The organism is Mesorhizobium sp. C120A, from assembly GCF_030323105.1.
In the GTDB taxonomy this organism is placed as follows: domain Bacteria; phylum Pseudomonadota; class Alphaproteobacteria; order Rhizobiales; family Rhizobiaceae; genus Mesorhizobium.
In genome coordinates, this window is sequence record NZ_CP100476.1 from 3,028,984 (window position 1) to 3,050,216 (window position 21,233).

Annotated in this window: 24 protein-coding genes and 1 riboswitch; of the genes, 14 read left to right on the top strand and 10 right to left on the bottom strand. The window is 63.6% G+C overall.

What is annotated here, in order from left to right; genetic code table 11:
• Positions 1 to 39 precede the first annotated feature (39 nt).
• The 4 genes from NL532_RS14655 to NL532_RS14670 form a co-directional block, all read right to left on the bottom strand.
• Entirely contained in the window at positions 40 to 1,224 is a 1,185-nt protein-coding gene (locus tag NL532_RS14655) for a malate--CoA ligase subunit beta (RefSeq protein ID WP_023818015.1), read from the bottom strand.
• An 18-nt stretch (positions 1,225 to 1,242) separates the two neighbouring features.
• Entirely contained in the window at positions 1,243 to 2,217 is a 975-nt protein-coding gene (locus NL532_RS14660; RefSeq protein ID WP_023753464.1) for an HpcH/HpaI aldolase/citrate lyase family protein, read from the bottom strand.
• A gap of 10 nt (positions 2,218 to 2,227) precedes the next feature.
• Positions 2,228 to 3,418 carry an aminotransferase class V-fold PLP-dependent enzyme gene (locus NL532_RS14665; protein ID WP_023829410.1) on the bottom strand — a complete coding sequence of 397 codons (1,191 nt, stop codon included), beginning with the start codon at positions 3,416 to 3,418 and terminating at the stop codon, positions 2,228 to 2,230.
• 145 nt (positions 3,419 to 3,563) lie between these two features.
• Positions 3,564 to 4,184 (bottom strand): response regulator transcription factor, encoded by a 621-nt coding sequence (locus tag NL532_RS14670; RefSeq protein ID WP_031203282.1) that lies wholly within the window; start codon positions 4,182 to 4,184, stop codon positions 3,564 to 3,566.
• 313 nt (positions 4,185 to 4,497) lie between these two features.
• On the opposite strand from NL532_RS14670, the gene mgtE reads away from it, so the two are divergent.
• The gene (gene mgtE / locus NL532_RS14675) at positions 4,498 to 5,916 is read left to right on the top strand and encodes a magnesium transporter (protein ID WP_023753461.1); all 1,419 of its coding nucleotides are present in this window, start codon (positions 4,498 to 4,500) and stop codon (positions 5,914 to 5,916) included.
• Between the two features lie 158 nt (positions 5,917 to 6,074).
• Positions 6,075 to 6,461, top strand: a complete 387-nt coding sequence (locus NL532_RS14680; protein ID WP_006203215.1) for a MerR family transcriptional regulator — start codon at positions 6,075 to 6,077, stop codon at positions 6,459 to 6,461.
• A gap of 301 nt (positions 6,462 to 6,762) precedes the next feature.
• Here NL532_RS14680 and NL532_RS14685 read toward each other — a convergent pair whose 3' ends face one another.
• The gene (locus NL532_RS14685; protein ID WP_050589304.1) at positions 6,763 to 7,269 is read right to left on the bottom strand and encodes a methyltransferase family protein; all 507 of its coding nucleotides are present in this window, start codon (positions 7,267 to 7,269) and stop codon (positions 6,763 to 6,765) included.
• Positions 7,266 to 8,276 carry a heparan-alpha-glucosaminide N-acetyltransferase gene (locus NL532_RS14690; protein ID WP_023690977.1) on the bottom strand — a complete coding sequence of 337 codons (1,011 nt, stop codon included), beginning with the start codon at positions 8,274 to 8,276 and terminating at the stop codon, positions 7,266 to 7,268. The genes NL532_RS14685 and NL532_RS14690 overlap by 4 nt, the downstream gene beginning before the upstream one ends.
• Positions 8,277 to 8,508: 232 nt before the next feature.
• On the opposite strand from NL532_RS14690, the gene NL532_RS14695 reads away from it, so the two are divergent.
• Positions 8,509 to 9,708, top strand: coding sequence for an MFS transporter (locus NL532_RS14695; protein WP_023690978.1), 1,200 nt, complete (start codon positions 8,509 to 8,511; stop codon positions 9,706 to 9,708).
• 7 nt (positions 9,709 to 9,715) lie between these two features.
• Here the strand turns inward: NL532_RS14695 and NL532_RS14700 are convergent, their stop codons facing one another.
• The gene (locus NL532_RS14700) at positions 9,716 to 10,891 is read right to left on the bottom strand and encodes an aromatic ring-hydroxylating oxygenase subunit alpha (RefSeq protein ID WP_023829409.1); all 1,176 of its coding nucleotides are present in this window, start codon (positions 10,889 to 10,891) and stop codon (positions 9,716 to 9,718) included.
• Positions 10,892 to 11,027: 136 nt separating this feature from the next.
• Between NL532_RS14700 and NL532_RS14705 the strand changes: the two genes are divergently transcribed.
• From NL532_RS14705 to NL532_RS14730, 6 genes are all read left to right on the top strand, one after another.
• Positions 11,028 to 11,720, top strand: coding sequence for a gamma-glutamylcyclotransferase (locus NL532_RS14705; protein WP_031203234.1), 693 nt, complete (start codon positions 11,028 to 11,030; stop codon positions 11,718 to 11,720).
• Between the two features lie 67 nt (positions 11,721 to 11,787).
• Positions 11,788 to 11,983, top strand: a riboswitch (cobalamin riboswitch).
• A gap of 36 nt (positions 11,984 to 12,019) precedes the next feature.
• Positions 12,020 to 12,199, top strand: coding sequence for a CbtB domain-containing protein (locus NL532_RS14710; protein WP_023670784.1), 180 nt, complete (start codon positions 12,020 to 12,022; stop codon positions 12,197 to 12,199).
• A gap of 15 nt (positions 12,200 to 12,214) precedes the next feature.
• Complete coding sequence (locus NL532_RS14715; protein WP_023727675.1) at positions 12,215 to 13,018, top strand: CbtA family protein; 804 nt, start codon at positions 12,215 to 12,217, stop codon at positions 13,016 to 13,018.
• The gene (gene cobU, locus NL532_RS14720; RefSeq protein ID WP_023731213.1) at positions 13,011 to 13,523 is read left to right on the top strand and encodes a bifunctional adenosylcobinamide kinase/adenosylcobinamide-phosphate guanylyltransferase; all 513 of its coding nucleotides are present in this window, start codon (positions 13,011 to 13,013) and stop codon (positions 13,521 to 13,523) included. The genes NL532_RS14715 and cobU overlap by 8 nt, the downstream gene beginning before the upstream one ends.
• Position 13,524: 1 nt before the next feature.
• Positions 13,525 to 14,139, top strand: a complete 615-nt coding sequence (gene cobO, locus NL532_RS14725; RefSeq protein ID WP_023829408.1) for a cob(I)yrinic acid a,c-diamide adenosyltransferase — start codon at positions 13,525 to 13,527, stop codon at positions 14,137 to 14,139.
• 24 nt (positions 14,140 to 14,163) lie between these two features.
• Positions 14,164 to 14,478, top strand: coding sequence for a hypothetical protein (locus NL532_RS14730; RefSeq protein ID WP_023670780.1), 315 nt, complete (start codon positions 14,164 to 14,166; stop codon positions 14,476 to 14,478).
• Positions 14,479 to 14,492: 14 nt separating this feature from the next.
• Here the strand turns inward: NL532_RS14730 and cbiB are convergent, their stop codons facing one another.
• Positions 14,493 to 15,482 carry an adenosylcobinamide-phosphate synthase CbiB gene (gene cbiB, locus NL532_RS14735; protein ID WP_023829407.1) on the bottom strand — a complete coding sequence of 330 codons (990 nt, stop codon included), beginning with the start codon at positions 15,480 to 15,482 and terminating at the stop codon, positions 14,493 to 14,495.
• Here cbiB and cobD point away from each other — a divergent pair.
• Together cobD and NL532_RS14745 are read left to right on the top strand one after the other, a co-directional pair.
• Positions 15,481 to 16,536, top strand: coding sequence for a threonine-phosphate decarboxylase CobD (gene cobD / locus NL532_RS14740; RefSeq protein ID WP_023753455.1), 1,056 nt, complete (start codon positions 15,481 to 15,483; stop codon positions 16,534 to 16,536). The genes cbiB and cobD overlap by 2 nt on opposite strands.
• Entirely contained in the window at positions 16,533 to 17,042 is a 510-nt protein-coding gene (locus NL532_RS14745; RefSeq protein WP_023753454.1) for a tyrosine phosphatase family protein, read from the top strand. The genes cobD and NL532_RS14745 overlap by 4 nt, the downstream gene beginning before the upstream one ends.
• A 9-nt stretch (positions 17,043 to 17,051) precedes the next feature.
• Here the strand turns inward: NL532_RS14745 and NL532_RS14750 are convergent, their stop codons facing one another.
• Positions 17,052 to 17,855 (bottom strand): creatininase family protein, encoded by an 804-nt coding sequence (locus NL532_RS14750; protein WP_023670776.1) that lies wholly within the window; start codon positions 17,853 to 17,855, stop codon positions 17,052 to 17,054.
• A gap of 53 nt (positions 17,856 to 17,908) precedes the next feature.
• Positions 17,909 to 18,292: a RidA family protein gene (locus tag NL532_RS14755; protein WP_023670775.1), complete on the bottom strand. Its 384-nt coding sequence runs from the start codon at positions 18,290 to 18,292 to the stop codon at positions 17,909 to 17,911.
• A gap of 255 nt (positions 18,293 to 18,547) precedes the next feature.
• Between NL532_RS14755 and NL532_RS14760 the strand changes: the two genes are divergently transcribed.
• From NL532_RS14760 to NL532_RS14770, 3 genes are read left to right on the top strand one after another with little or no spacing between them, the layout of a single operon-like run.
• Positions 18,548 to 19,552, top strand: a complete 1,005-nt coding sequence (locus tag NL532_RS14760) for an ABC transporter substrate-binding protein (protein WP_023670774.1) — start codon at positions 18,548 to 18,550, stop codon at positions 19,550 to 19,552.
• A gap of 2 nt (positions 19,553 to 19,554) precedes the next feature.
• A complete protein-coding gene (locus NL532_RS14765; RefSeq protein ID WP_023690277.1) occupies positions 19,555 to 20,379 on the top strand; it encodes an ABC transporter ATP-binding protein in 825 nt (274 codons plus the stop codon).
• Positions 20,366 to 21,217, top strand: a complete 852-nt coding sequence (locus NL532_RS14770) for an ABC transporter permease (RefSeq protein ID WP_023690276.1) — start codon at positions 20,366 to 20,368, stop codon at positions 21,215 to 21,217. The genes NL532_RS14765 and NL532_RS14770 overlap by 14 nt, the downstream gene beginning before the upstream one ends.
• Positions 21,218 to 21,233 lie beyond the last annotated feature (16 nt).

A 21,233-nucleotide genomic window follows, 5' to 3' on the forward strand; every position in this document is an offset into this window, starting at 1 on the left:
TTCAGATTTCAGGTCGATTCGACCTGAAATCATCCGGCTCTAGGCTGCTTTTTTCTTGGTGGCCGCGCGCCATGCGGCGACGGCTTTTTCGGCGGCTTCTGCAAGCGTGCCGGCAACGATCACCGCCTCGCCGGAATCAGCCAGGATGCGGCGGCCTTCCTCGGCCCTGGTGCCGGAGAGACGGACCACCAGCGGCACGTTGACGCCGACCTCGCGTATCGCCTTGATGACGCCTTCGGCGACCCAGTCGCAGCGGTTGATGCCGGCGAAGATGTTGACCAGGATGGTCTCGACATTCTTGTCGCCGAGCACGGCGCGGAAGGATTTCGCCACCCGCTCGGGCGAGGCGCCGCCACCGATGTCGAGGAAGTTGGCCGGTTCGCCGCCGGCGATCTTGATCATGTCCATGGTCGCCATGGCGAGCCCTGCGCCATTGATGATGCAGCCGATATTGCCGTCGAGGCCGACATAGGAGAGGCCACGGTCGCTGGCAAAAGTTTCGCGCGGGTCTTCCTGGCTCTTGTCGCGCAGCTCGGAGATTTCCGGCCGCCGGAACAGCGCGTTCTCGTCGAACGACATTTTGGCGTCGAGCGCGATCAGATTGCCGTCGCGGGTCACCACCAGCGGATTGATCTCCAGCATCGAGGCGTCGTAGTCGCGGAACACCCGGTAGCAGCTGAAGATGGTCTCGGTCGCCTTGCCGATCAGATTGTGGTCGAGGCCGAGCCCGAAGGCGATTTCGCGCGCCTGGAAACGCTGCATGCCGACGCCGGGATCGACCGATGTGCGCAGGATGGAATTGGGCGCCTTCTCGACGATGTCCTCGATCTCCATGCCGCCCGCCGCGGACGCCACGATCATGACGCGCTCTTCCTTGCGGTCGAGCACGAAGCCGACATAGAGCTCCTGCGCGATATCAACGGCTTCCTCGAGATACAGGCGCGAAATCAGCTTGCCGCGCGGGCCGGTCTGCTGGGTCACCAGCTTGCGGCCGAGCATGGCTTCGGCAGCGTCGGAGATCTCCTCGTCATTGGCGCAGAGCTTGATGCCGCCGGCCTTGCCGCGGGCGCCGGAATGCACCTGCGCCTTCAAGACCCATTTGGCGCCGCCGATCTCGCGCGCCCTGTAGGTCGCCTGCTCGGGGCTGTAGGCCAGCCCGCCGCGCGGCACATGCACGCCGTGGCGTGCCAGCAGTTCCTTGGCCTGATATTCGTGGATGTCCATTTTGTCCTCCCTGAACGGTCAATGCGCGGCGACACGCGGTTCGCTAGAGAATTGGCTGGCCCGTTCGATTGCCTCGTTGACCACCAAAACATTGCGCGCCATGCGTTCCGACGCTGCGTCGATCATCTTGCCGTCGAGTGCGGCTGCTCCCTTGCCCTGCGCCTCCGCCTCCTTCAGCACTTCGAGGATGCGCCTGGCGCGGGTGACCTCTTTTTCCGGTGGCGAGAAGACGTCGTTGGCTAGCGCGATCTGCGAGGGATGGATTGCCCATTTGCCTTCGATGCCAAGGGCGGCGGCGCGCCTGGCGCCGGCGATGTAGCCCTCCGGATCGGAGAAGTCGCCGAACGGTCCGTCAATGGCGCGCAAGCCATAGGCGCGGCAGGCGACGGTCATCCGCGACAGAGCGAAATGCCACTGATCGCCGGGATAGTCGGGGTTGAGGCCGCCGATGTTGACCGTGCGCGCCTTGCAGCTTGCCGCATAATCGGCGACGCCGAAATGCATGGCTTCCAGCCGGCCGGGTGTCGCGGCAATCGCCTCGACATTGGCCATGCCGAGCGCGGTCTCGATCAGCGCTTCGAGGCCGACGCGGGTCCTGAAACCCTTTGCCATCTCGATCTGGTTGACCATGGCCTCGACCATGTAGAGGTCAGCCGGCACGCCGACCTTCGGCACCAAAATGGTGTCCAGCCGGTCACCGGCCTGCTCCATGACGTCGACCACGTCGCGATACATGTAATGGGTGTCGAGGCCGTTGATGCGCACCGAGACGGTCTTGCCCTTGGCGCGCCAGTCGATGTCGTTGAGCGCCTGGATGATGTTCTTGCGGGCGCGTTCCTTGTCGGGCGGGGCGACCGCATCCTCGATGTCGAGGAAGATGAAGTCGGCGGCGCTGTTGGCCGCCTTGTCGATCATTTCCGGGCTGGAGCCTGGAACCGCCAGCTCGCTGCGCTGCAGCCGTAATTTCTTGAGGTGGTTGATGGTGTGGCTCATTGTCGGCTCCTCAGGCGGCTTCGGCGACCGGCACGGCGGCCGAGGCGCGGAAGTGCTGGATGGCGGCGCCGACGCCGGAGCCGGGCGCCAGCCGTACGCCGCAGTCGAGCAGCGCCATTTCGGCGGCCGAGAGCGAGGCCAGTACCATCACCTCGTTCAACCAGCCGAGATGGCCGATGCGGAAGACCTTGCCGATCACCTTGTTGAGGCCGCCGCCGAGCGCGGTCTGGTATTTCTGGTAGGCGCGCTTGACCACATCGCCGCTGTCGACGCCGTCCGGCACCAGGATGGCGCTGACCGTATCGGAGTGCCATTTCGACGCCTTGGCGCAGAGCTTCAGGCCCCAGGCGTCGACCGCCTTGCGCACTCCTTCGGCGAGACGATGGTGGCGGGCGAAGATGTTTTCCAGCCCTTCCTCGGCGATCAGGTCGAGCGAGGCCCGCAGGCCGCGCAGCAGCTGTGTAGCCGGCGTATAAGGGAAGTAGCCGGCATCGTTGGCGCGGATCATGTCCTCGAAGGAGAAGAAGCAGCGGCGGTGCGTGGCGCTCCGCGAGGCCACCAGCGCCTTCTTGCTGACGGAGAGGAAACCGAGGCCGGCGGGCAGCATGAAACCCTTCTGCGAGCCGCTGACGGCGCAATCGACGCCCCATTCCTCCTGGCGGAAGTCGATCGAGCCGATCGACGAGACGCCGTCGACGAAGAGCAAAGCAGGGTGGTTGGCGTCGTCGAGCGCGGCGCGGCAGCCGGCGACGTCGCTGGTCACGCCGGTCGCCGTCTCGTTCTGCGTGCAGAAGATTGCCTTGATGCGATGCGCCTTGTCGTCGCTGAGCCGCTCGGCATAGAGCTCGAGCGGCACGCCGGTCCCCCAGTCGCAATCGATGACATCGACCTCGAAGCCGAGGCGCTCGGCCATGTCGACCCACAGATGCGAGAACTGTCCGAAGCGCGACATCAGCACGCGGTCACCGGGGCTGAGCACATTGGTCATCGCCGCTTCCCAGGCGCCGGTGCCGGAGGAGGGATAGATGAAGACGCGGCCGGTCTCGTTCTTGAACACGCGCTTGATGTCTTCGAACAGCGGTAGCGTGAGATCGGGGAAGGATGCTGCACGCATGTCTTCCATCGGCAGGTTCATCGCCTGCCGGACCTGTTCGGGGATGTTGGTCGGTCCGGGAATGAAAAGATGGGTGAAACCGGCCATGTCGCGAACTCCTCCTGATCCAGCAAAGCGGTGAGGGGAGTTTCGTCTCGACGGCTAATGGCAACAACACCTCAAGGGGTAACATCTTGCCGCGCGCGGGTGGGGGTTGCCTACCCGGGTGACCTACCCGCGGCCAGTCGGTCGCCTACCCCAACGGCTGCTTCTGGGTACGCCTCTCCCGCGCGTAGAGCGCGACTGCCATCGCCCGGTTGCGGACGTCGAGCTTGTCGTAGAGATTCTTGAGGTGGTATTTCACCGTGTTCTCCGAAATCCCGGTGCGCGTCGCGATCTGCAGATTGGTCCAGCCGTCGGACAGCACCGCCAGCAGCTCGCGCTCGCGCACGGTGAGCAGCGACAAGGGTGTGTCGTTGACCTTGTTGATGTCGATGTAGGGGATGCAGATGCGGCCATGCGCGACGGCCAGGATGGTCTCGAAGATGATCGCCGGATCGTCGAACTGGAAGCAGTAGCCCTGGGCGCCGAGCCGCACGCACTGCTTCAGGATGCCGATGTCGTGGTCGTTGGAAAACACCGCGATGCGCACGCCCAGCTTGCGGCTGTGAACCTCGGCCAGCACATCGGCGCCGTCCATGTCGGAGAGCTTCCAGCCGATGACGGCGACGTCGAATTCCGCTTCGGCTGCCAATTCCAGAAAATGCCTGCCGCTTTGCACGCAGGCCCTGAGATCGAAGCGCCCGTCGCAGTCCAGCATGTCGCGCAGCGCCGATATGACGAGCGGATTGCGTTCGGCGACGACCACGCGCACGCGCCGTTCCTCGATTGCCTTCTGCGTCTGTGACCTGATCTTCAAGGGCTTCCGGCTGTTCTGGTTCATGGCCTGGGCGGGTCCGGCAGATGGCAGGACCTGCATCATGACAATTCTGCCCCAACCGTGCTCGGGTGCTCTTTCCCCAGCGACATGTGCTGTCGCGCCGCCTGAATCCTGGGCGGCGTCATATCCTGATGAAATCGCTCTCTCCCCATATGCAGGGCGGGGCGCATTTCGTTTGATATTCCCGTGCGTTGCGCGCTAGACCTGACAGGCACCTTTTCCGAAATTCCCATGGCGGGAGCCGCTGGTGGAACGCCAGGACGACCAGAAGACCGGCGCCAAAGCCGCTGACGATGCCCACGCCGACATCTATGGCGAGGACGGCGCCGTCCTGTCATCATTCCTCGCCCAGATCGGGGCGGCGATCGCCGATCGCGATACGCTGACGCTGAAGCGCGAAGTCGACGATCTGCACCAGTCGGAACTTGGCGATCTGCTCGAGGCACTGCACCCCGAACAGCGTCGTGCCCTTGTCGAACTGCTCGGCGCCGACTTCGACTTCTCGTCGCTGACCGAGGTCGACGAGGCGATCCGCCGCGATATCGTCGACAATATGCCCAATGAGCAAATTGCCCAGGGCATGCAGGACCTCGATTCCGACGACGCGGTCTACATTCTCGAAGACCTTGAAAAGGAAGACCAGGACGAGATCCTGTCGCAGCTGCCGTTCACCGAGCGGATCAGGCTGCGCCGCTCGCTCGACTACCCGGAAGAGACCGCCGGTCGCCGCATGCAGACCGAGTTTGTCGCCGTGCCGCCGTTCTGGACCATAGGCCAGACCATCGACTACATGCGCGAAGACAAGAACCTGCCCGAGCGCTTCAGCCAGATCTTCGTCATCGATCCAAGCTTCAAGTTGCTCGGCGCCATCGACCTCGACCAGATCCTGCGCACCAAGCGCACGACCAAGGTCGGAGACGTGATGCACGAGACGAGGCACGCCATTCCGGCCACCATGGACCAGGAAGAGGCGGCGCGGGACTTCGAGCAATACGATCTTCTGTCCGCCGCCGTCGTCGACGAGAACGAGCGGCTGGTCGGCGTGCTGACCATCGACGACGTCGTCGATGTCATCCAGCAGGAGGCCGAGGAAGATCTGCTGCGCATGGGCGGCGTCGGCGACGAAGAGTTGTCCGACAGCATTCTTTCGACCTCGCGCTCGCGCGTGCCCTGGCTGCTGGTCAACCTGTTGACGGCGTTCCTCGCGGCTTCGGTGATCGGGCTGTTCGACCGCACCATCGAGCACATCGTGGCGCTGGCCGTGCTGATGCCGATCGTGGCCGGCATGGGCGGCAATGCCGGTTCGCAGACCATGACCGTCACCGTGCGCGCGCTGGCGACCAGGGACCTCGACATCTACAATGCCGGCCGCATCATCCGCCGCGAAATGGGCGTGGGTTCCATCAACGGCATCATCTTCGCCGTGCTGATCGGCATCGTCGCGGCCGTCTGGTTCCGCGATGCCAATCTGGGCGGCATCATAGCGGCGGCGATGATCATCAACATGTTCGTGGCAGCCCTTGCCGGTATCCTGATCCCGCTATTGCTCGACCGGTTCAAGATCGACCCGGCGGTGGCGTCGGCGGTTTTCGTCACCACCGTCACCGACGTCGTTGGCTTCTTTGCCTTCCTCGGGCTGGCCACCTGGTGGTTCGCTATCCCTTGAGAAAGAGGCGTTGCGGGTTCAATTGACTTTTACGTAATTGTGGTGCGAGGCTTGCGCGGGGGTTCCATGCCGAGTCCGGCTTGGAACGGGGTTGATCGGAATGCGTTGGAAATCCCGGGCGACCGGCGTTTTCCGATGTTCCGACATTTGGAGCAAAGATGCGGGAATATTATTCGATCACCGAACTGACCCGCGAATTCGACGTGTCGACGCGGACGCTGCGCTTCTACGAGGATGAGGGGCTGGTGCAACCGGTGCGGCGTGGCCGCACAAGGCTGTTTCGTCCGTCGGACCGGCATCTGATCCGTCAGATCATGCGCGGGAAACGGCTCGGCTTCTCGATCAACGAGATCCGCGAAATCATCCAGATGTATAAGGAACCGCCCGGCGAGGTCGGTCAACTCAAGCTGATGATCAAGCGCATCGAGGAGAAGCGCGAGGATTTGCGCCAGAAGCGGCGCGATCTCGAGGAGACGCTGGCGGAGCTCGACCAGGCTGAGGAGTCATGTGTTGAGCGGCTGGTGGAGCTGGGGGTTAATACCTGAGCGGACCCTCGAGCGTTTGCGCGCCCGTCGCAAACGTTCGCGATTAGCCGGAGCCCTTCCGCACTTCGTCATTCTAGGGCGAAGCAGGAGCGAAGCTCCATCGCGGAGACCCTAGAATCCATTCCGTGACATCGGTCGTGGAGTGCAGCGGTAGCGAATTCTGGACCATAGCAACGCTCTGGAGTCGCGGCATGGATCCTCGGGTCTGTGCTGCGTCGCTACGCTCCTTGCTCCGCCCGTGGATGACGAAGAGACGGATGCGCCAGCTAATCGCCAAGGTATACACCCCTGCCACGTCGCCTCAGATCCAGCGCCTGACCCGCTTCGCATAGTCGCGGTACTTCTTGCCGAATTTGGCGAACAGCACCTTCTCCTCGCTCTCGATGGCGACCTTCTGCGTTGCAAATGCCGCGATCAAAGCCAGCGGCAGGAACCATACGATCCCCGAGACGAAGGCAACGCCGATCAAAAGCAGCGTGTTGGCCAGATACATCGGGTTGCGCGTGACGCCGAACGGGCCAGACGTCACCAGATGCTCCGGCACGCCATTGGGGTTCATCGTCGTTTTGGCCCGGATCATGGTGCGGATAGCGGTGAACCAGAGGGCTGCGACGGCAAACAGCACCACAAAGCCGGCGGCAAACAAAAGGTCGCCCAAGAGGTCGCCGATCCAGGGCAGCGGATAGAACAGGCCGAGCACGATGCTGATGGCGATGGCGGCGATGTAGATCACCGGCGGCCACGGGATCAGCCGTGGTCTCGGTAGATCGGGTTTTGCCAGCCGGGGTTTTGCCAGCTTGTCAGTCATTGTTGCCCTCCCTGCGTCATCGGACTCTCCTCCGTCCTTGCGGTGCAGATGCCGGCGAGTTCACCGAGATGCGCTTTGAACTCCGGGGTCTGGTCGCCATTGTAGAGCCGGTCGAATGCCGCTTCGCTTTGCAGCGTGTCCAGCATGCACACACAATAGCTGGTGCAGAACTCCGTGTCGCGCTGCTGTTCGCAAGATACCTGGCATTCCTTGAGGAAGATCACTTCCCTTGTTTCGACGGGCGCCGGCGCAATCTGCGAGAACAGCCAGACGCAGCCGAACAGCAGCGGCTGGTGGATCAGGTAGAAAGCCAGGCTGTGGCGGCCGATGAAGGTGAGCGGCCTGGTCCAGCTTCCTGATCCCAGCGTGGCCAGCCGCGCCAGCAGGCCAGTGGTGGACGCAAACTTTGCCGCGGCGATGCCGAGAAGCACGGCGCCGAACCAGGGAAACAGCGGCACGTAATCATTGGAGCGCGGGTTGATCGCCGACAGGCCGACCCACCACAGCGCCGGATGATCGAAGGCTTCGGATCGGAGATAGAGGGGGACTGCGATCACCACCGCCGCCACGACCAGCGTCAGCCAGGAAGGCAGCCGCAGAAACAAAAGGCCGAGCAAGCTGGCCAGCGCGATCTGATGCAGGATGCCGAAGAAGATGAAGCTGTCCGGCGTGATGAAGTACGTGACCGCCGATATAGCGGCGGCCGCGACGGCGACCATGGCAAAACGTTTCCAGAAGCCGGTCCAGCGGATCTGCCTGCCATGAGCGAGAAACAGGCTGACGCCGACCAGGAACAGGAAGGTCGAGGCGATGCAGCGCGCATAGATCTTCCACCAGCCGACGGCGGTGAGGCCGGGGTCGGTGTAGTGGAAATTTTCGAGATCCCAGGTGAAGTGGTAGCTCGCCATGGCGATCAGCGCGATGCCGCGTACGACATCGATGGCGACGATGCGCTTCGGTTGATCTCGCTTCAGTTGATCTCCAGGGGGTGCGGTATGGATGCTCATGGTCTCGCGATCTGATTCAGCCCCAAAGACGACTATCACGGTTGCACCGGACAAAAGAAGGCCGCCCTCTACGCTCCGGGTCATGCCGTGCGGCTGCATCGGGCGGCGCTTTAGGCCAGAGCCGGAAAGCCTTTGGCCGAATTTGCTTTTTGCCGGGAAGGGGTCGGTTTCCTGTTACCGGCGGAGGAAGCGCCAGCGCAGATTTGGGCTGCGAGTCTGATTTGGGGATCAAATGTCCACCCATGTGCGCCATCCGATCTGGCTTCCGGCCCTGCGTCCGGCGGATGCGCGCACCTTCGCCTCGCTCTATGCGGTCGAATCCTTCGCCCGCGCCACGGTATCGAGCGTCATCCCGATCCAGGCCTATGAGATTCTGCACAACGAGCAGATCGTCTCGATCCTCTACACCATCGTGGCGCTGCTCGGCCTGTCGGTGACCTTGTTCATGCCGATGTTGATCCGCAGGTTTGCCCGGCGCTGGGTCTATACCGCCGGCGCCTGCCTGCTGGCGATAGGCTCGCTGTTCTTCGTCACCCACACGCTTGCCGGGCAACTGACAGGCATGCTGTGCCGCGTCATGGGGGCGAGCGCGCTGTCGATCACGCTCAACCTCTACATCATGGATCACATCCGCAAGACCGATTTCATGCATGCCGAATCGCTGCGCATGGCGTGGTCGATGCTGGCCTGGACCGGCGGGCCGACACTCGGCATCTTCCTCTACACACGCTACGGCATCTATGCCGCGCATGGCGCGGTCGCGGTGTTTGCGTTGGCCTTGCTGGCGCTGTTCTGGACCTACAGGCTGGGCGACAACCGGTCGATCCGGCCGGGCAAGACACGGCCGGCCAATCCGCTGGCCAATATCGGCCGCTTCGTAGCACAACCCAGGCTCAGGCTGGCCTGGCTGATCGCCTTCGGCCGCTCCTGCTTCTGGACGACGTTCTTCGTCTACGGGCCGCTGTTCATGGTGATTACCGGCGAGGGCAAGCTTGCCGGCGGCCTGCTGGTTTCGGCCGGCAATGCGCTGTTGTTCATGGCGATCTTCTGGGGCAAAGCGGGAAAACGCTTCGGCGGCCGGCGCACCATGACCTTCGCCTATTTCGCGATGTCGGCGACGCTGCTTGCGGCGGGCGCGGTCGGCACTACCGCGCCGCTGCTTACGGGCTTTTTCCTGCTCTGCGGCGCCTTCTTCACCATCGCGCTCGATGCACTGGGCTCGACCGCCTTCATGCGCTCGGTGCGGTCCTATGAGCGGGCGCAGATGGCCGCGGTCTACCGCACCTATCTCGACTTTTCCGAACTGACGCCGCCGCTGGTTTATTCGGTGGTGCTGGCGTTTTTCGGCCTCGGCTCGGTGTTCGTGACGCTGGGCATTCTGGCCGCGGTTTGCGGCTTTATCACCTGGCGCTATCTGCCGAAGTCGCTTTAGTCGCCGATCAGGCGGTTGCCTCAAGTGCAGCATGCCGCTCGCGCACCCAGTTGTGGAAGCGGTGCAGATCATACTCCTCCGGCATCAGCACGCCGGCCCGGTGCCGCATCGAGCGCAGGCCTTTCTGGTTGATCTCGCAGATCGCGGCATCCTCCTCCAGCACCTGGGTGCCGAAGGCGACGACATTGTCGACGTCGGTCTCAGCCAGCGCCTCGGGCGCGAACAGCCATTCGGCGGTCAGCTCGGTCTGCTCCGGGCCGAGCGGCACCAGCCGCACCGTTCTGATATAGTCGACATGGCCAACGATGAACATCGAGGGCAGGTTGGTGGCATAGGTCTGTCCGGCCGCGCGCTCGGCCGCCGTCAGACCCGGGAAGACCGGGCCATGGGCATGTCCGTCGCGCGACCAGGTCTCGGCGCCGGCGCGCAGGCCACCCGAAAACTCCGGCGCGTCATTGTCGGCATGGCGGACCCAGTCGGGGTCGTCGTGCCGGCTCATCAGGCCGCGGCCGTATATCGGCACCAGCCGAGACAGGTCCTTGTGGACGCCCGGGCAATGCAGGCACTCGTTGAAGTTCTCCCAGAAGATCTTCCAGTTGCAGTTCATCACCTTGCGCAGGACATGGCCTGATACCAGCGTTTCCAGCGGCCAGTTGGCGAGGTCGCCGGATGCGGGATCGAAGGAGGTCCCGGCGGAGCCGGCCGCAGCCTGCTGAAGGTTCACAAAGACAAAACCGCGCCACACCGACAGCGCCACCCGGTAGAGCGGATGATCTGCCTTGTCGAAACCATCTGGCAGCGATTTCGAGGGAACGCGCACGAGATCGCCGCGCAGCGAGTAGGACCAGGCGTGGTAGGGGCAAGTGATGAGCCGCGCTTTCAGCCGGCCCTCGCTTTCCTGGCAAAGCTGCGAGCCGCGATGCCGGCAGGTGTTGTGGAAGGCGCGCAACTCGCCGGTGTCGTCGCGGAGCACGACGATTTCCTGTGTGCCAACGCGGAATGTCCTGAATGCCAAAGGCTGGGCAAGATCGGCCTCGCGGCAGACGAGCAGCCAGCTTTTGTACCAGATGGCGTCGAGATCGCGCTGGTAAGCCTCGCTATCCCAATAGGCCGACGACGGTAGCGTCGGTTCGGCCCGGCTCAGGCCGTTATAGGGGTCGCGCTCGCTCGGGTTGGGATGCATGGCTGGCTTCCTATGAAGCGTCAGCCGACACCCCGGCAGATCGTTTGTCAATCAGAGTGCCGCATTGCCGGTTGCAGGCGCGGCGCATAATCATGTCGTGGACATGGGACATTCGGAAATTGGGGGGATTCGGAAATTGGCCGCACGACAGATGTCGCTTACGCCGGAGCTGGTCGCGCGCTGCTGGCGCGAGATCAGGGACCCCGGGCCGGATCCGGACGCGATGCATCTCGATGACGCCGACTATGACGCGCTGCTGGATGAATTGCAGGTCGAACTCCCGGATAGCGAACCGCTATGGCTGTTCGGCTATGGATCGCTGATCTGGAAACCGGAAATAGATTATGTCGAGGACCGCGTTGCGCTGGCGCGCGGCTGGCATCGGTCTTTTTGCATGAACATGACGCGCTGGCGCGGCACCAAGGACAGCCCCGGCCTGATGATGGCGCTGGACCGTGGCGGACAATGCAAGGGCGTCGCCTTCCGGCTGACCGAAAGTAACCGGCGCGGGCAGTTGGGCCGGCTTTTCCGGCGCGAAGTCACGCTGAAGCCGACAAGCTACCGGCCGCGCATGCTGAAGCTTGCAAGCGAGGCCGGACCGCTCAGGGCATTGGCCTTCGTCATCAACCGCAACGGCCTGACCTATTCAGGGCCGCTCGACGAGGGCAAGGTCGTCGAAAGGCTGGCAACGTCCTGCGGGCACTGGGGGTCGGGCGCCGACTATCTCTACAACACGGTGAAAAACCTTGAAGAGCGCGGCATTCACGATCGCCATCTGTGGCGGCTGCAGCGGCTGGTTGCCGAGCGGATCACCGCGTTGAACCCGTAACGCCGCATGGCGCATTCGCGCTGTTGGCCGGCGGAATTTGGTTTGCCGGATGCGGCCGTTTCAGCCTATAGTCATGCATGTCGTCGGTTCCGTTAGGGACCAAGAGGGAATGCGGTGAGGGCTGACTTGTTGCCCAATGCCGTGGCTGCCCCCGCAACTGTGTGCGGTAGTCCTCTCCAAGCCACTGAGGATTTTTTCTTCGGGAAGGTGGGGAAGGGCGCTGATCCGCGAGCCAGGAGACCTGCCGGCGACAGGGAACTGACTTCGATGCCCTCGGGTGGAGGGCGAAAGGACAAGATATGAATACCGCTTCCGTCTCCCTCGGCGCTTCCGTCTCCTCGCAGTCGCGCTTCATGCAGCTCGTGCTTAGCGCGTTTCTGGGCATTTTCGTCGTCGGCGTTGTCGGTTTCTCGCATATCGATGCGGTCCACAATGCGGCGCACGACTATCGCCATTCGATGGCGTTTCCCTGCCACTGACGAGGATCTGACATCATGAACCTGTTTCGCAACGTCGTGTTCATCGCGGCGATCGCAGGGCTCGTGGCGGGTGTCGCTCTCGCCTGCATGCAGGCCTACGCCACCGTGCCGCTGATCCTCAAGGCGGAGGTCTACGAAAAGGCTAATGGCGGCCATGAGCATGAGCATGCCGCGGCGCCCGCCGCCAACGCTGCGGACACCAATGCCATGAGCACCGCCGCGCCGGCGGAAAATGCCGTGAGCAGCGCAGCCCCGGCTGAAGCAGCCGCGCCGGCGGAGGACGAAGGCTGGGCGCCGGCCGACGGCTTCGAGCGTTTCGCCTTCAGTGTCGTCGCCAATATCGTCACCGGCATCGGTTTCGCGCTGGTCCTGGTGGCGGTTTCCGAATTCGCCGGCGGCATCGGCAGCTGGCGCCAGGGCGTGTTCTGGGGCCTGGCCGGCTTTGCCGTGTTCACGCTGGCGCCGGGCCTCGGCCTGCCGCCGGAACTGCCGGCAATGCCGGCGGCCGATCTCATACAGCGCCAGATCTGGTGGTGGGCAACGGTGATGGCAACCGCGATCGGTCTTGCCCTTATCACCTTCCGCACGTCGGCGCCCCTGACCGTGCTCGCCGTCGTCCTGATCGTCGCCCCGCATATTGTCGGCGCGCCGCAGCCTGACAGTTTCGTAACGCCGATCCCGGAGGGCCTGCATCATCAGTTCGTGGTGGCGGTGACGCTGACCAATCTGGTGTTCTGGCTGGTGCTCGGCGCAGTTGTCGGCATAGTGCGCGCGCGCTTCACCGGCACCGCGACCAGCCTGCGCGACAGCTTTGCCTGATCGCAGTTTGACCTTCATCATCGGCGGTGCGCGCTCCGGCAAGAGCGCGCATGCCGAAACTTTGGCAACGGCGTTGCCGCCCCCATGGGCCTATATCGCCACCGCGCAAGCCTATGACGGCGAAATGCGCGAGCGCATCGCGCAGCACCGCTCGCGCCGCGGCGAGGGATGGGCGACCATCGATGCCCCGCTTGATCTTGCAGGTGCGCTCGAGGCATTGCCGGACAACCAGCCGGTGCTTGTCGACTGCCTGACGCTTTGGCTAACCAATCATATGCTGGCCGATCATGATCTGGAGGGGGAGTGCCGGCGGCTGGCCGATGTGCTTTCGCGGCCGCGCGGACCGTGGTTCGTGGTCTCCAACGAAGTCGGACAAGGCATCGTGCCCGACAATGCGCTGGCACGCCGGTTCCGCGATGCCGCCGGCCGGCTCAACCAGCAGATCGCGGTCGTAGCTGATATGGTGCTTCTGATGGTGGCGGGGCTGCCGCTCAAGGTGAAATGAGATGACCGATATCGACACAAAAGACGAAGAGCGCCATCGCGCCAAGATGGCCAAGCGCAAGGCGGTGCAGGACGCCGAGGTCGCGGAAAAGACGGTCGAGAAGGGGCTGCTGATCGTCAACACCGGACCCGGCAAGGGCAAGACCACGGCTGCCTTCGGGCTGGCGCTGCGCATGCTCGGCTATGGCAAGCGCGTCGGAATGGTCCAGTTCATCAAGGGCAAATGGCACACCGGCGAGAAGGATGCCTTCGCGGCGTTTGGCGACCGCGTCGTCTGGCACACGATGGGCGAGGGTTTCACCTGGGAGACGCAGGATCTGAAGCGCGACATTAAGGCGGCCGAAGCCGCCTGGGCCAAGGCGCTGGAACTGATCGCCGATCCCTCGATCAGCCTCGTCGTCCTCGATGAGCTCAACATTGCGCTGCGCTACGACTATCTCGATCTCGACAAGGTGGTCGCGGCGCTGAAGGCGCGGCGCGAAGGCCTGCATGTCGTCGTCACCGGCCGCAATGCCAAGCCGGCGCTGGTCGAGGCGGCCGACCTCGTCACCGAGATGGGCGTGACCAAACACCATTTTTCCGCAGGCGTTAAGGCGCAGCAGGGAATCGAGTTTTGAGGGTCTAACTTCGGGAGATGACCGTTGGAACAAGCGGTAATTGTCTATCTTCTTCTGAGCGGCGGTCAGTTCGGGGCGCCGGAAGAGCGGCAATCGGTCCAAGTTCTGGAGGATCGGTTGGAACAAGCTGTTTCGAATGCGCATGTCGGCGAATTTGATGGCGACGAGTTTGGCGAGGGCAAATGCACCCTCTATCTGTACGGGCCAGACGCCGAGAAGCTTTTCCTTGTGATTGAGCCTGTGCTGAAATCCTCGGCAGTGGCCGCCGGCGGTTACGCGATCAAAAGATTTGGCGCGGCGGTGGATTCAAACGCCAAGGAAGTCCGTGTCTCTTGGTGAGTCAGGCGGCGCATCTACTGCGAGATCAAAACATCCAGGTAGATGACGACCGCGGAGAGCAATCCAAACAGCGCGATCAGCAGATAGTCTGCTATCTGGTAAAGTTTCAGCGCCCGCCGGATGTCGGTGCTGTCGGCCTCGCGGCGGCCGCCTTCGCCCATATAGGCGTCCTCGATGATGACGCCGCCATAGCTGCGCGGGCCGGCGAGCGACAGGCCGAGTGCGCCGGCCATTGCCGCTTCCGGCCAGCCGGCATTGGGCGAGCGGTGCTTTTTGGCGTCGCGCCGCACTGCTTGCCAGGCGTTGCGGGGATCGGCGCCGTCAACGAGAAAGGCGGCGGCAACGATCAGCAACGCGGTCAGCCGGGACGCCGGCAGGTTGATCCAGTCGTCGAAGAGTGCTGCCGCGCGGCCGAAGGCCTCGTGGTGCGGGGTGCGGTGGCCGATCATCGAATCGGCGGTGTTGGCGGCCTTGTAGGCCACGCCGCCGGCCAGACCGCAGACACCTGTCCAGAAGGCGGGCGCAACGATGCCGTCGGAGAAATTCTCGGCCAGGCTTTCGATGGCGGCGCGGCTGACGCCGGCATGGTCGAGCTTCTCTGGATCGCGACCGACGATGCGCGCAACCGCAATGCGGCCGAGCGCCAGCCCGCCGGTATCCAGCGAATCGGCCACCGCCTCGACATGTTCGGTAAGGCTCTTTTGCGACAGCAGCGACGAGGCCAGGATTGCCGTGATGATCATGCCGGCAGGAAAGACCTGCCAGAGCAGGATTTGCACGATGAAGGCGATTGCCGCCGGCACCAGCACGATCACCAGCAGCGCCTGCACGCCGCGGCGGCGACGCAGCGCGTCGGAATCAGTGTCGCGGTTGAGCCTGAGGTCGAGAAAGGCTATCAGCCTGCCGAACCAGGTGACGGGATGGCCGACGGCACGGAACAGCCAGTCCGGGTAACCCAGGATGCGTTCGATGGCCAGCGACAGGAAAGCGATCAGGATCGACATGAAGCTTTCTGATGGAGCGATTACTGTGGTGGATCACGGTGGATCCCTTGGCCGGGCGAAGGCGCTCTTCCCTCACGCGCCACAACCTTTCGTCGATCTCTCGACAGGTATCAATCCGCACTCCTACCCGCTTTTCGAGCTGCCCGCCACCGCCCTGTCACGATTGCCGGAGGCCGCGCGCCTGTGTGAGCTGGCCAGGGTCGCGGCCGGCGCCTATGGCGCGCCTTCGGCCGAGAATGTGGCGGTCGCCCCGGGCACGCAGATCCTGCTGCCGCGCGTCGCCTCGCTGGTCAGCCCCGGCAAGGCGCTGGTGCTCGGGCCGACCTATGCCGAGCATGCCAGGGCCGCCGCGATTGCCGGCCATGCGGTGGCGGAGGTCGACGATTTCGAGGCGCTTGCGGGAGCCGAAATTGCCATCGTCGTCAATCCCAACAATCCCGACGGGCGCGTCGTGTCGCGGGAGAGGCTGCTTCGGCTTGCCGAGACATTGCGCGCCATAGGCGGTCTGCTGGTCGTCGACGAAGCCTTCATGGATGTCGGCCCGCACGCGGAAAGCCTGGCCGGCGATGTCGGGCGGGGCGGCATCGTCGTGCTGCGCTCGTTTGGCAAGTTCTTCGGTCTCGCCGGCCTGCGGCTCGGCTTCGCACTTTCCGATGCGGTGACGGTCGAAAGGCTTGAAACGCAATTCGGCCCTTGGGCGGTCGCCGGCCCAGCGCTCGAATACGGCATCCGCGCGCTTGCCGACAGCGGCTGGCAGGCCGACATGCGGCGGCGGCTGGCGCAGGATGCGGCGCGGCTCGATGCGCTGCTTTCGCGCTTTGGCGTTGCTGTCGCCGGCGGCACGACGCTGTTTCGCTATCTCCGGCTTGCCGATGCACCGGGGCTGTTTTCGACGCTCGGTGAGCGCGGCATATTGCTCAGGCATTTTTCCGAGCGTCCCCAGGTGCTCCGCGCGGGGCTGCCTGGAAGTCAGGAGGAATGGCAGCGGCTCGAATCGGCGCTTGCCGACTGGCACGCACGGCGCGACGATGGGTCGAAGGAGATCGCGCCATGATCCATATCTGTTCGCTGGCAAAGCTTGAGGAGACGGTGGCCAAAAGCGGCGCCGAGCGCGTGCTGTCGCTGCTCGCTGCCGGCACCGAGGTGACGCGGCCGGCCTCAATCGTGAGGGAAAACCACCTGCATCTGGTCATGCACGACATCGCGGTGGCGCAGGACGGCATGACCATGCCCGGCGAAGGCCATGTGCGCAATCTGCTCGATTTCGCCCGGAAATGGGACCGCGCCAAACCCATGGTCGTCCATTGCTATGCCGGCATCAGCCGCTCGACCGCCTCGGCCTATATCATTGCGGCGGCGCTCGCCCCGAAGCGCGACGAAGTCGAACTTGCGCAGACATTGCGGAAGCTTTCGCCCTCGGCGACACCCAATCCACGGTTGATCGCCGTCGCGGATGCTCTTCTCTCACGACAAGGCCGCATGATCGAAGCGATCGAGGCGATCGGACGCGGCGCCGATGCTTTTGAGGGTACGCCTTTCGTGTTGAAGATCGACGGCTAAGGCGGCCCGCTATGCCAGCCAGTCGGCAAGCTTCGCCTTGCGCACATCCTTCAACAGGGTGATGAAGCCGTCGGCCTGATGCTCCGCCGTCAGTCGGCCTTTCTCGGCCGTGGCAATGCTGGCATCGCCGACCACGCCGTTGGGGTTGAGATCCCCAGCGATCCAGGCGAAAGCGTGCGTTCCGGTGTGGCGCAGCAGCGCAAATTCGGTTTCGGCGCGGGCGACCTTGGAGGCGAAATTGTCGGCCTTGGCCATGTCGACTAACTCCGGGCGAAAATGCAGCATCAACGAGGTCTCGACGTCGCCGCCATGGATGCCATGGCGGTCTTCCAGCTCGGTGTACATGCCGGCGGGGCGGCCGAAGCGCTGCCAGCTGGTCTTCACCGCCAGCATCCTCTCACGCACGCGCAGCTCGCGCGTGACGATGCCCATGATCTCTTCATTGCCGCCATGCGAGTTGACGACGATCAGTTTCCTTACGCCTGCGCGGGCAACGGACAGGCCAAGCTCGGTCCAGGCATCGACCAGGGTGGCCGCCGGCAGGGTGAGCGTGCCCGGCGCCTGCAGATGCTCGTTCGACTTGCCGACCGTTTGGACCGGCAGGATGCGGATGTCGAGATCGCCGGGCAGGCGGGCGATGACCGTCTCCAGCATGCCGTTCATGATCGAGGTATCGGTTGATACAGGCAGATGCGGGCCGTGCTGCTCGATCGCCGCCACCGGCAGCACGGCAATCGTCGCCTCCGGATCGATCGCGGCGTATTCGGTGGTCCGGTAGTCGCCCCACCAAACGCGTCTGTTTGCAACGGTCATGTCATGCCTCTTGACTGTGAGGGAGACCTAGCGCGCCAAACGTCGCCTGTCGATCACCCGGCAGCAATCGCCTCGACCTCGACCTTGAATTCCGGCCGCGCAAAGCCTGACACGATCATCAGCGTCGAGGCGGGCGCGGGGCTGGCAAACAAGCGGTCGCGGACGTCCATATAGGGCCGCAGAAAGGCGCGGTCGGTGACATAGGCGTTGATGCGCACGATGTCGCCTAGCCCCAGCCCGGCTTCAGCCAGAATCGCCGCTATGTTTTGAAAGCAGAGCTCGGCCTGCGCGCCGGCATCCTCGGGGATCTGGTCGTCCGCCGTGATGGCGACCTGACCGGAGCACAGAACCAGCCGCTTGCCTGGCGGCACCTCGACGCCGTGGCTGTAGCGGGCGAAAGGCGGCTTGATCGACTTCGGCGCGAGGTATCTGAACATGGCAATCTCCTGTCTGCGAGACCAGCCTAAGACGTGACCGATAGTACGTTCAAGATGTGGTGCATGGCACAAGGGCGATTGTGGACAGGCGTCCAAAAAATAGGCACGATGCCTCCCGCACAGCATGACCCGTCCGGTGTTGGCAGTGACTGCCGCGCAAGCAGGCGGCCTGGGCGGTGGCATGTGTCTTGCTTCTTGGATCAATGGTGTCGAGCCCGGCGCGTGACGCTCCGGAGCCAACAAAGGGTGGTGTCGATGTACGGAAAACAGAAGATTTCAGCGCTTGCGGTCGCGCTGCTTGGAGCCGGCACGTTCGGCGCGGCAGCAAACGAGAAGGTCACCTTCGGCACCAACTGGCTGGCCGAGCCCGAGCATGGCGGCTACTACCAGGCCGTCGCCGACGGCACCTACGCTGCATGTGGCCTCGACGTGACGATTTCGCAGGGAGGTCCGCAGGTCAGCGGGCGGCCGCTGCTGCTGGCCGGCAAGCTCGATTTCTACATGGGCGGCAATCTGCTGTCGGCCTTCGACGCCGTCCAGCAGGGCATCCCGATGCGCGTCGTCGCCGCCGATTTCCAGAAGGACCCTCAAGTCATCATGTCCCACCCGGGGCAGGGGCTGGACAAGTGGGAGGATTTGAAGAACGCCGACCAGTACATTCTCGGCGACGAGGGCGTCCAGACCTTCTTCCAGTGGATGGTCATCGAACTCGGTTTCGATGCCGCCAAGCGCGTGCCCTACACCTACAACACCGCTCCATTCCTAGCCAACAAGAAGTCGATCCAGCAGGGTTACGTCACCTCGGAGCCTTTTGCGGTCAAGAAGGAAGGCGGCTTCGTGCCCAACCAGTTCCTGCTGGCCGACTATGGCTGGGACACCTATTCGACGACGATCGAGGTGATGCAGGACACGATCGACAAGCGGCCGGAGGTGGTCCAGTGCTTCGTCGATGGCTCGGCCAAGGGCTGGTACAACTACCTCTACGGCGACAACAAGGCCGCCAACGAGATGATCAAGAAAGACAATCCCGACATGAGCGACGAGCAGATTGCCTTCTCGATCGAGCAGATGAAGAAGTTCGGCCTGGCCGATTCCGGCGACACCGAAAAGCTCGGCATCGGCGCCATGAACGAAGACCGGATCAAGAGCTTTTATGACAAGATGGTCAAGGCCAAGGTCACGCCCGAGGGCATCGATATCAAGAAGGCCTATACGCTGGCCTTCATCAACAAAGGTGTCGGAATCGAGCTGAAGAAGTAATCGTGAAGCTGGAAAAGATGGCGCAGGCGCCCATGACGGCATCGGGTGAAGGCCCGATGCTGCTGACGCTGCGCCATGTCGGCAAGGTGTTTTCCAATGGCGTGACTGCATTGAGCGACGTCGATCTCGCCATCCGCGAGGGCGATTTTGTCAGCCTGCTCGGGCCGTCCGGCTGCGGCAAGTCGACGGCGTTGAGGCTGATCGCGGGCCTGTCGACGCCGACATCCGGTCAACTCGACTGGGGCGGTTCGATCGACCGCGCCAATATCGGCTTCGTCTTCCAGGAACCGACGCTGCTGCCCTGGGCCGATGTCTTCGACAATGTCTGGTTGCCGCTCAGGCTGAAAGGCGTGTCGCGTGCCAAGGCGGCGCCGGTGGTGATGGAGATGCTGGAGCGGGTGCACCTGACCGGTTTCGAAAACGCCGTGCCGCGCGAACTTTCCGGCGGCATGAAGATGCGCGTCTCGATCGCACGCGCGATGGTGACGAAGCCGCGCATTCTGTTGATGGACGAGCCGTTCGCGGCACTCGACGAGATCACCCGCTTCAAGCTCAACAACGACCTTCTGGAGCTGTGGCAGGACGAGCGCTTCACCGTCGTCTTCGTCACCCACAGCGTCTTCGAAAGCGTGTTCCTGTCAAACCGCGTCGTCGTCATGGCGGCGCGGCCGGGCCGCGTCCATGCCGAGTTGGCAATCGATGCCGCCTATCCACGCGACGAGGTGTTTCGCACCTCGCCCGACTATGCCGCGCTCTGCCGCCAGGCCTCGGACATCCTGGTCAACGCCATCAACACATCAGCCGGACCGCACCATGACGGCCATTGATCAGAATGCCGCAACGCTCGACGCGGAAGAGGCCGGCCGCGTACGCCAGGAGCGGCTGGAGCGGATCGGCCGGTGGGTCCTGCCTTTGGCGATCATGATCCTGGCGATCTGGCTGTGGGACCGCATCTGCGTGTGGAACGCGATCCCGCAATATATTCTGCCGCGCCCCGGCGTGGTGCTGTGGACGCTCTATAGCGATGCCGGGCTCCTGTTCTCCGCGCTGCTGGTCACGTTGCGCATAACCTTCCTCAGTCTGTTGCTTGCAGTGGTCGGCGGCGTCGGACTGGCGGTGCTGTTTGCGCAATCGAAATGGGTGGAGATGTCGTTCTTTCCCTTCGCCATCGTGCTGCAGGTAACGCCGATCGTGGCGGTCTTCCCGCTCATCAACATCTATGTGGACAACCAGACGGTGAAGCTTTTGCTTTGCGCCTGGATCGTCGCGTTCTTCCCGATCCTGTCCAACACCACGCTCGGCCTCAATTCGGTCGACCGCAATCTGCGCGACATGTTCAAGCTCAACGGCGCGACGCGCTGGCAGCAATTGCGCTATCTCAGACTGCCGGCGGCCATGCCGTATTTTCTAGGAGGCCTGAAGATCGCCGGCGGCCTGTCGCTGATCGGCGCCGTGGTGGCCGAGTTCGTCGCCGGCGCGCAGGGACAATCCTCAGGGCTCGCCTCGCGGATCATCGAGGCCGGCTACCGGCTCAACGCGCCCAGGCTGTTCGCGGCGCTGATCCTGATCTCGCTCACCGGCATATTGATCTTCCTGGTGCTGTCGCTGGTGTCGCATCTCATCCTGCGCCGCTGGCACGAGAGCGCGCTGAAGCATGAGCGGTAGGGGGTTGGGTGACGTG

Bases quoted from the DNA above. Each gene is read 5' to 3' on its own strand.
- NL532_RS14655 (WP_023818015.1), bottom strand. From the start codon at position 1,224: ATGGACATCCACGAATATCAGGCCAAGGAACTGCTGGCACGCCACGGC.
- NL532_RS14660 (WP_023753464.1), bottom strand. From the start codon at position 2,217: ATGAGCCACACCATCAACCACCTCAAGAAATTACGGCTGCAGCGCAGC.
- NL532_RS14665 (WP_023829410.1), bottom strand. From the start codon at position 3,418: ATGGCCGGTTTCACCCATCTTTTCATTCCCGGACCGACCAACATCCCC.
- NL532_RS14680 (WP_006203215.1), top strand. From the start codon at position 6,075: ATGCGGGAATATTATTCGATCACCGAACTGACCCGCGAATTCGACGTG.
- NL532_RS14685 (WP_050589304.1), bottom strand. From the start codon at position 7,269: ATGACTGACAAGCTGGCAAAACCCCGGCTGGCAAAACCCGATCTACCG.
- NL532_RS14690 (WP_023690977.1), bottom strand. From the start codon at position 8,276: ATGAGCATCCATACCGCACCCCCTGGAGATCAACTGAAGCGAGATCAA.
- NL532_RS14695 (WP_023690978.1), top strand. From the start codon at position 8,509: ATGTCCACCCATGTGCGCCATCCGATCTGGCTTCCGGCCCTGCGTCCG.
- NL532_RS14700 (WP_023829409.1), bottom strand. From the start codon at position 10,891: ATGCATCCCAACCCGAGCGAGCGCGACCCCTATAACGGCCTGAGCCGG.
- NL532_RS14710 (WP_023670784.1), top strand. From the start codon at position 12,020: ATGAATACCGCTTCCGTCTCCCTCGGCGCTTCCGTCTCCTCGCAGTCG.
- NL532_RS14715 (WP_023727675.1), top strand. From the start codon at position 12,215: ATGAACCTGTTTCGCAACGTCGTGTTCATCGCGGCGATCGCAGGGCTC.
- cobO (WP_023829408.1), top strand. From the start codon at position 13,525: ATGACCGATATCGACACAAAAGACGAAGAGCGCCATCGCGCCAAGATG.
- cobD (WP_023753455.1), top strand. From the start codon at position 15,481: ATGAAGCTTTCTGATGGAGCGATTACTGTGGTGGATCACGGTGGATCC.
- cbiB (WP_023829407.1), bottom strand. From the start codon at position 15,482: ATGTCGATCCTGATCGCTTTCCTGTCGCTGGCCATCGAACGCATCCTG.
- NL532_RS14745 (WP_023753454.1), top strand. From the start codon at position 16,533: ATGATCCATATCTGTTCGCTGGCAAAGCTTGAGGAGACGGTGGCCAAA.
- NL532_RS14750 (WP_023670776.1), bottom strand. From the start codon at position 17,855: ATGACCGTTGCAAACAGACGCGTTTGGTGGGGCGACTACCGGACCACC.
- NL532_RS14755 (WP_023670775.1), bottom strand. From the start codon at position 18,292: ATGTTCAGATACCTCGCGCCGAAGTCGATCAAGCCGCCTTTCGCCCGC.
- NL532_RS14760 (WP_023670774.1), top strand. From the start codon at position 18,548: ATGTACGGAAAACAGAAGATTTCAGCGCTTGCGGTCGCGCTGCTTGGA.
- NL532_RS14770 (WP_023690276.1), top strand. From the start codon at position 20,366: ATGACGGCCATTGATCAGAATGCCGCAACGCTCGACGCGGAAGAGGCC.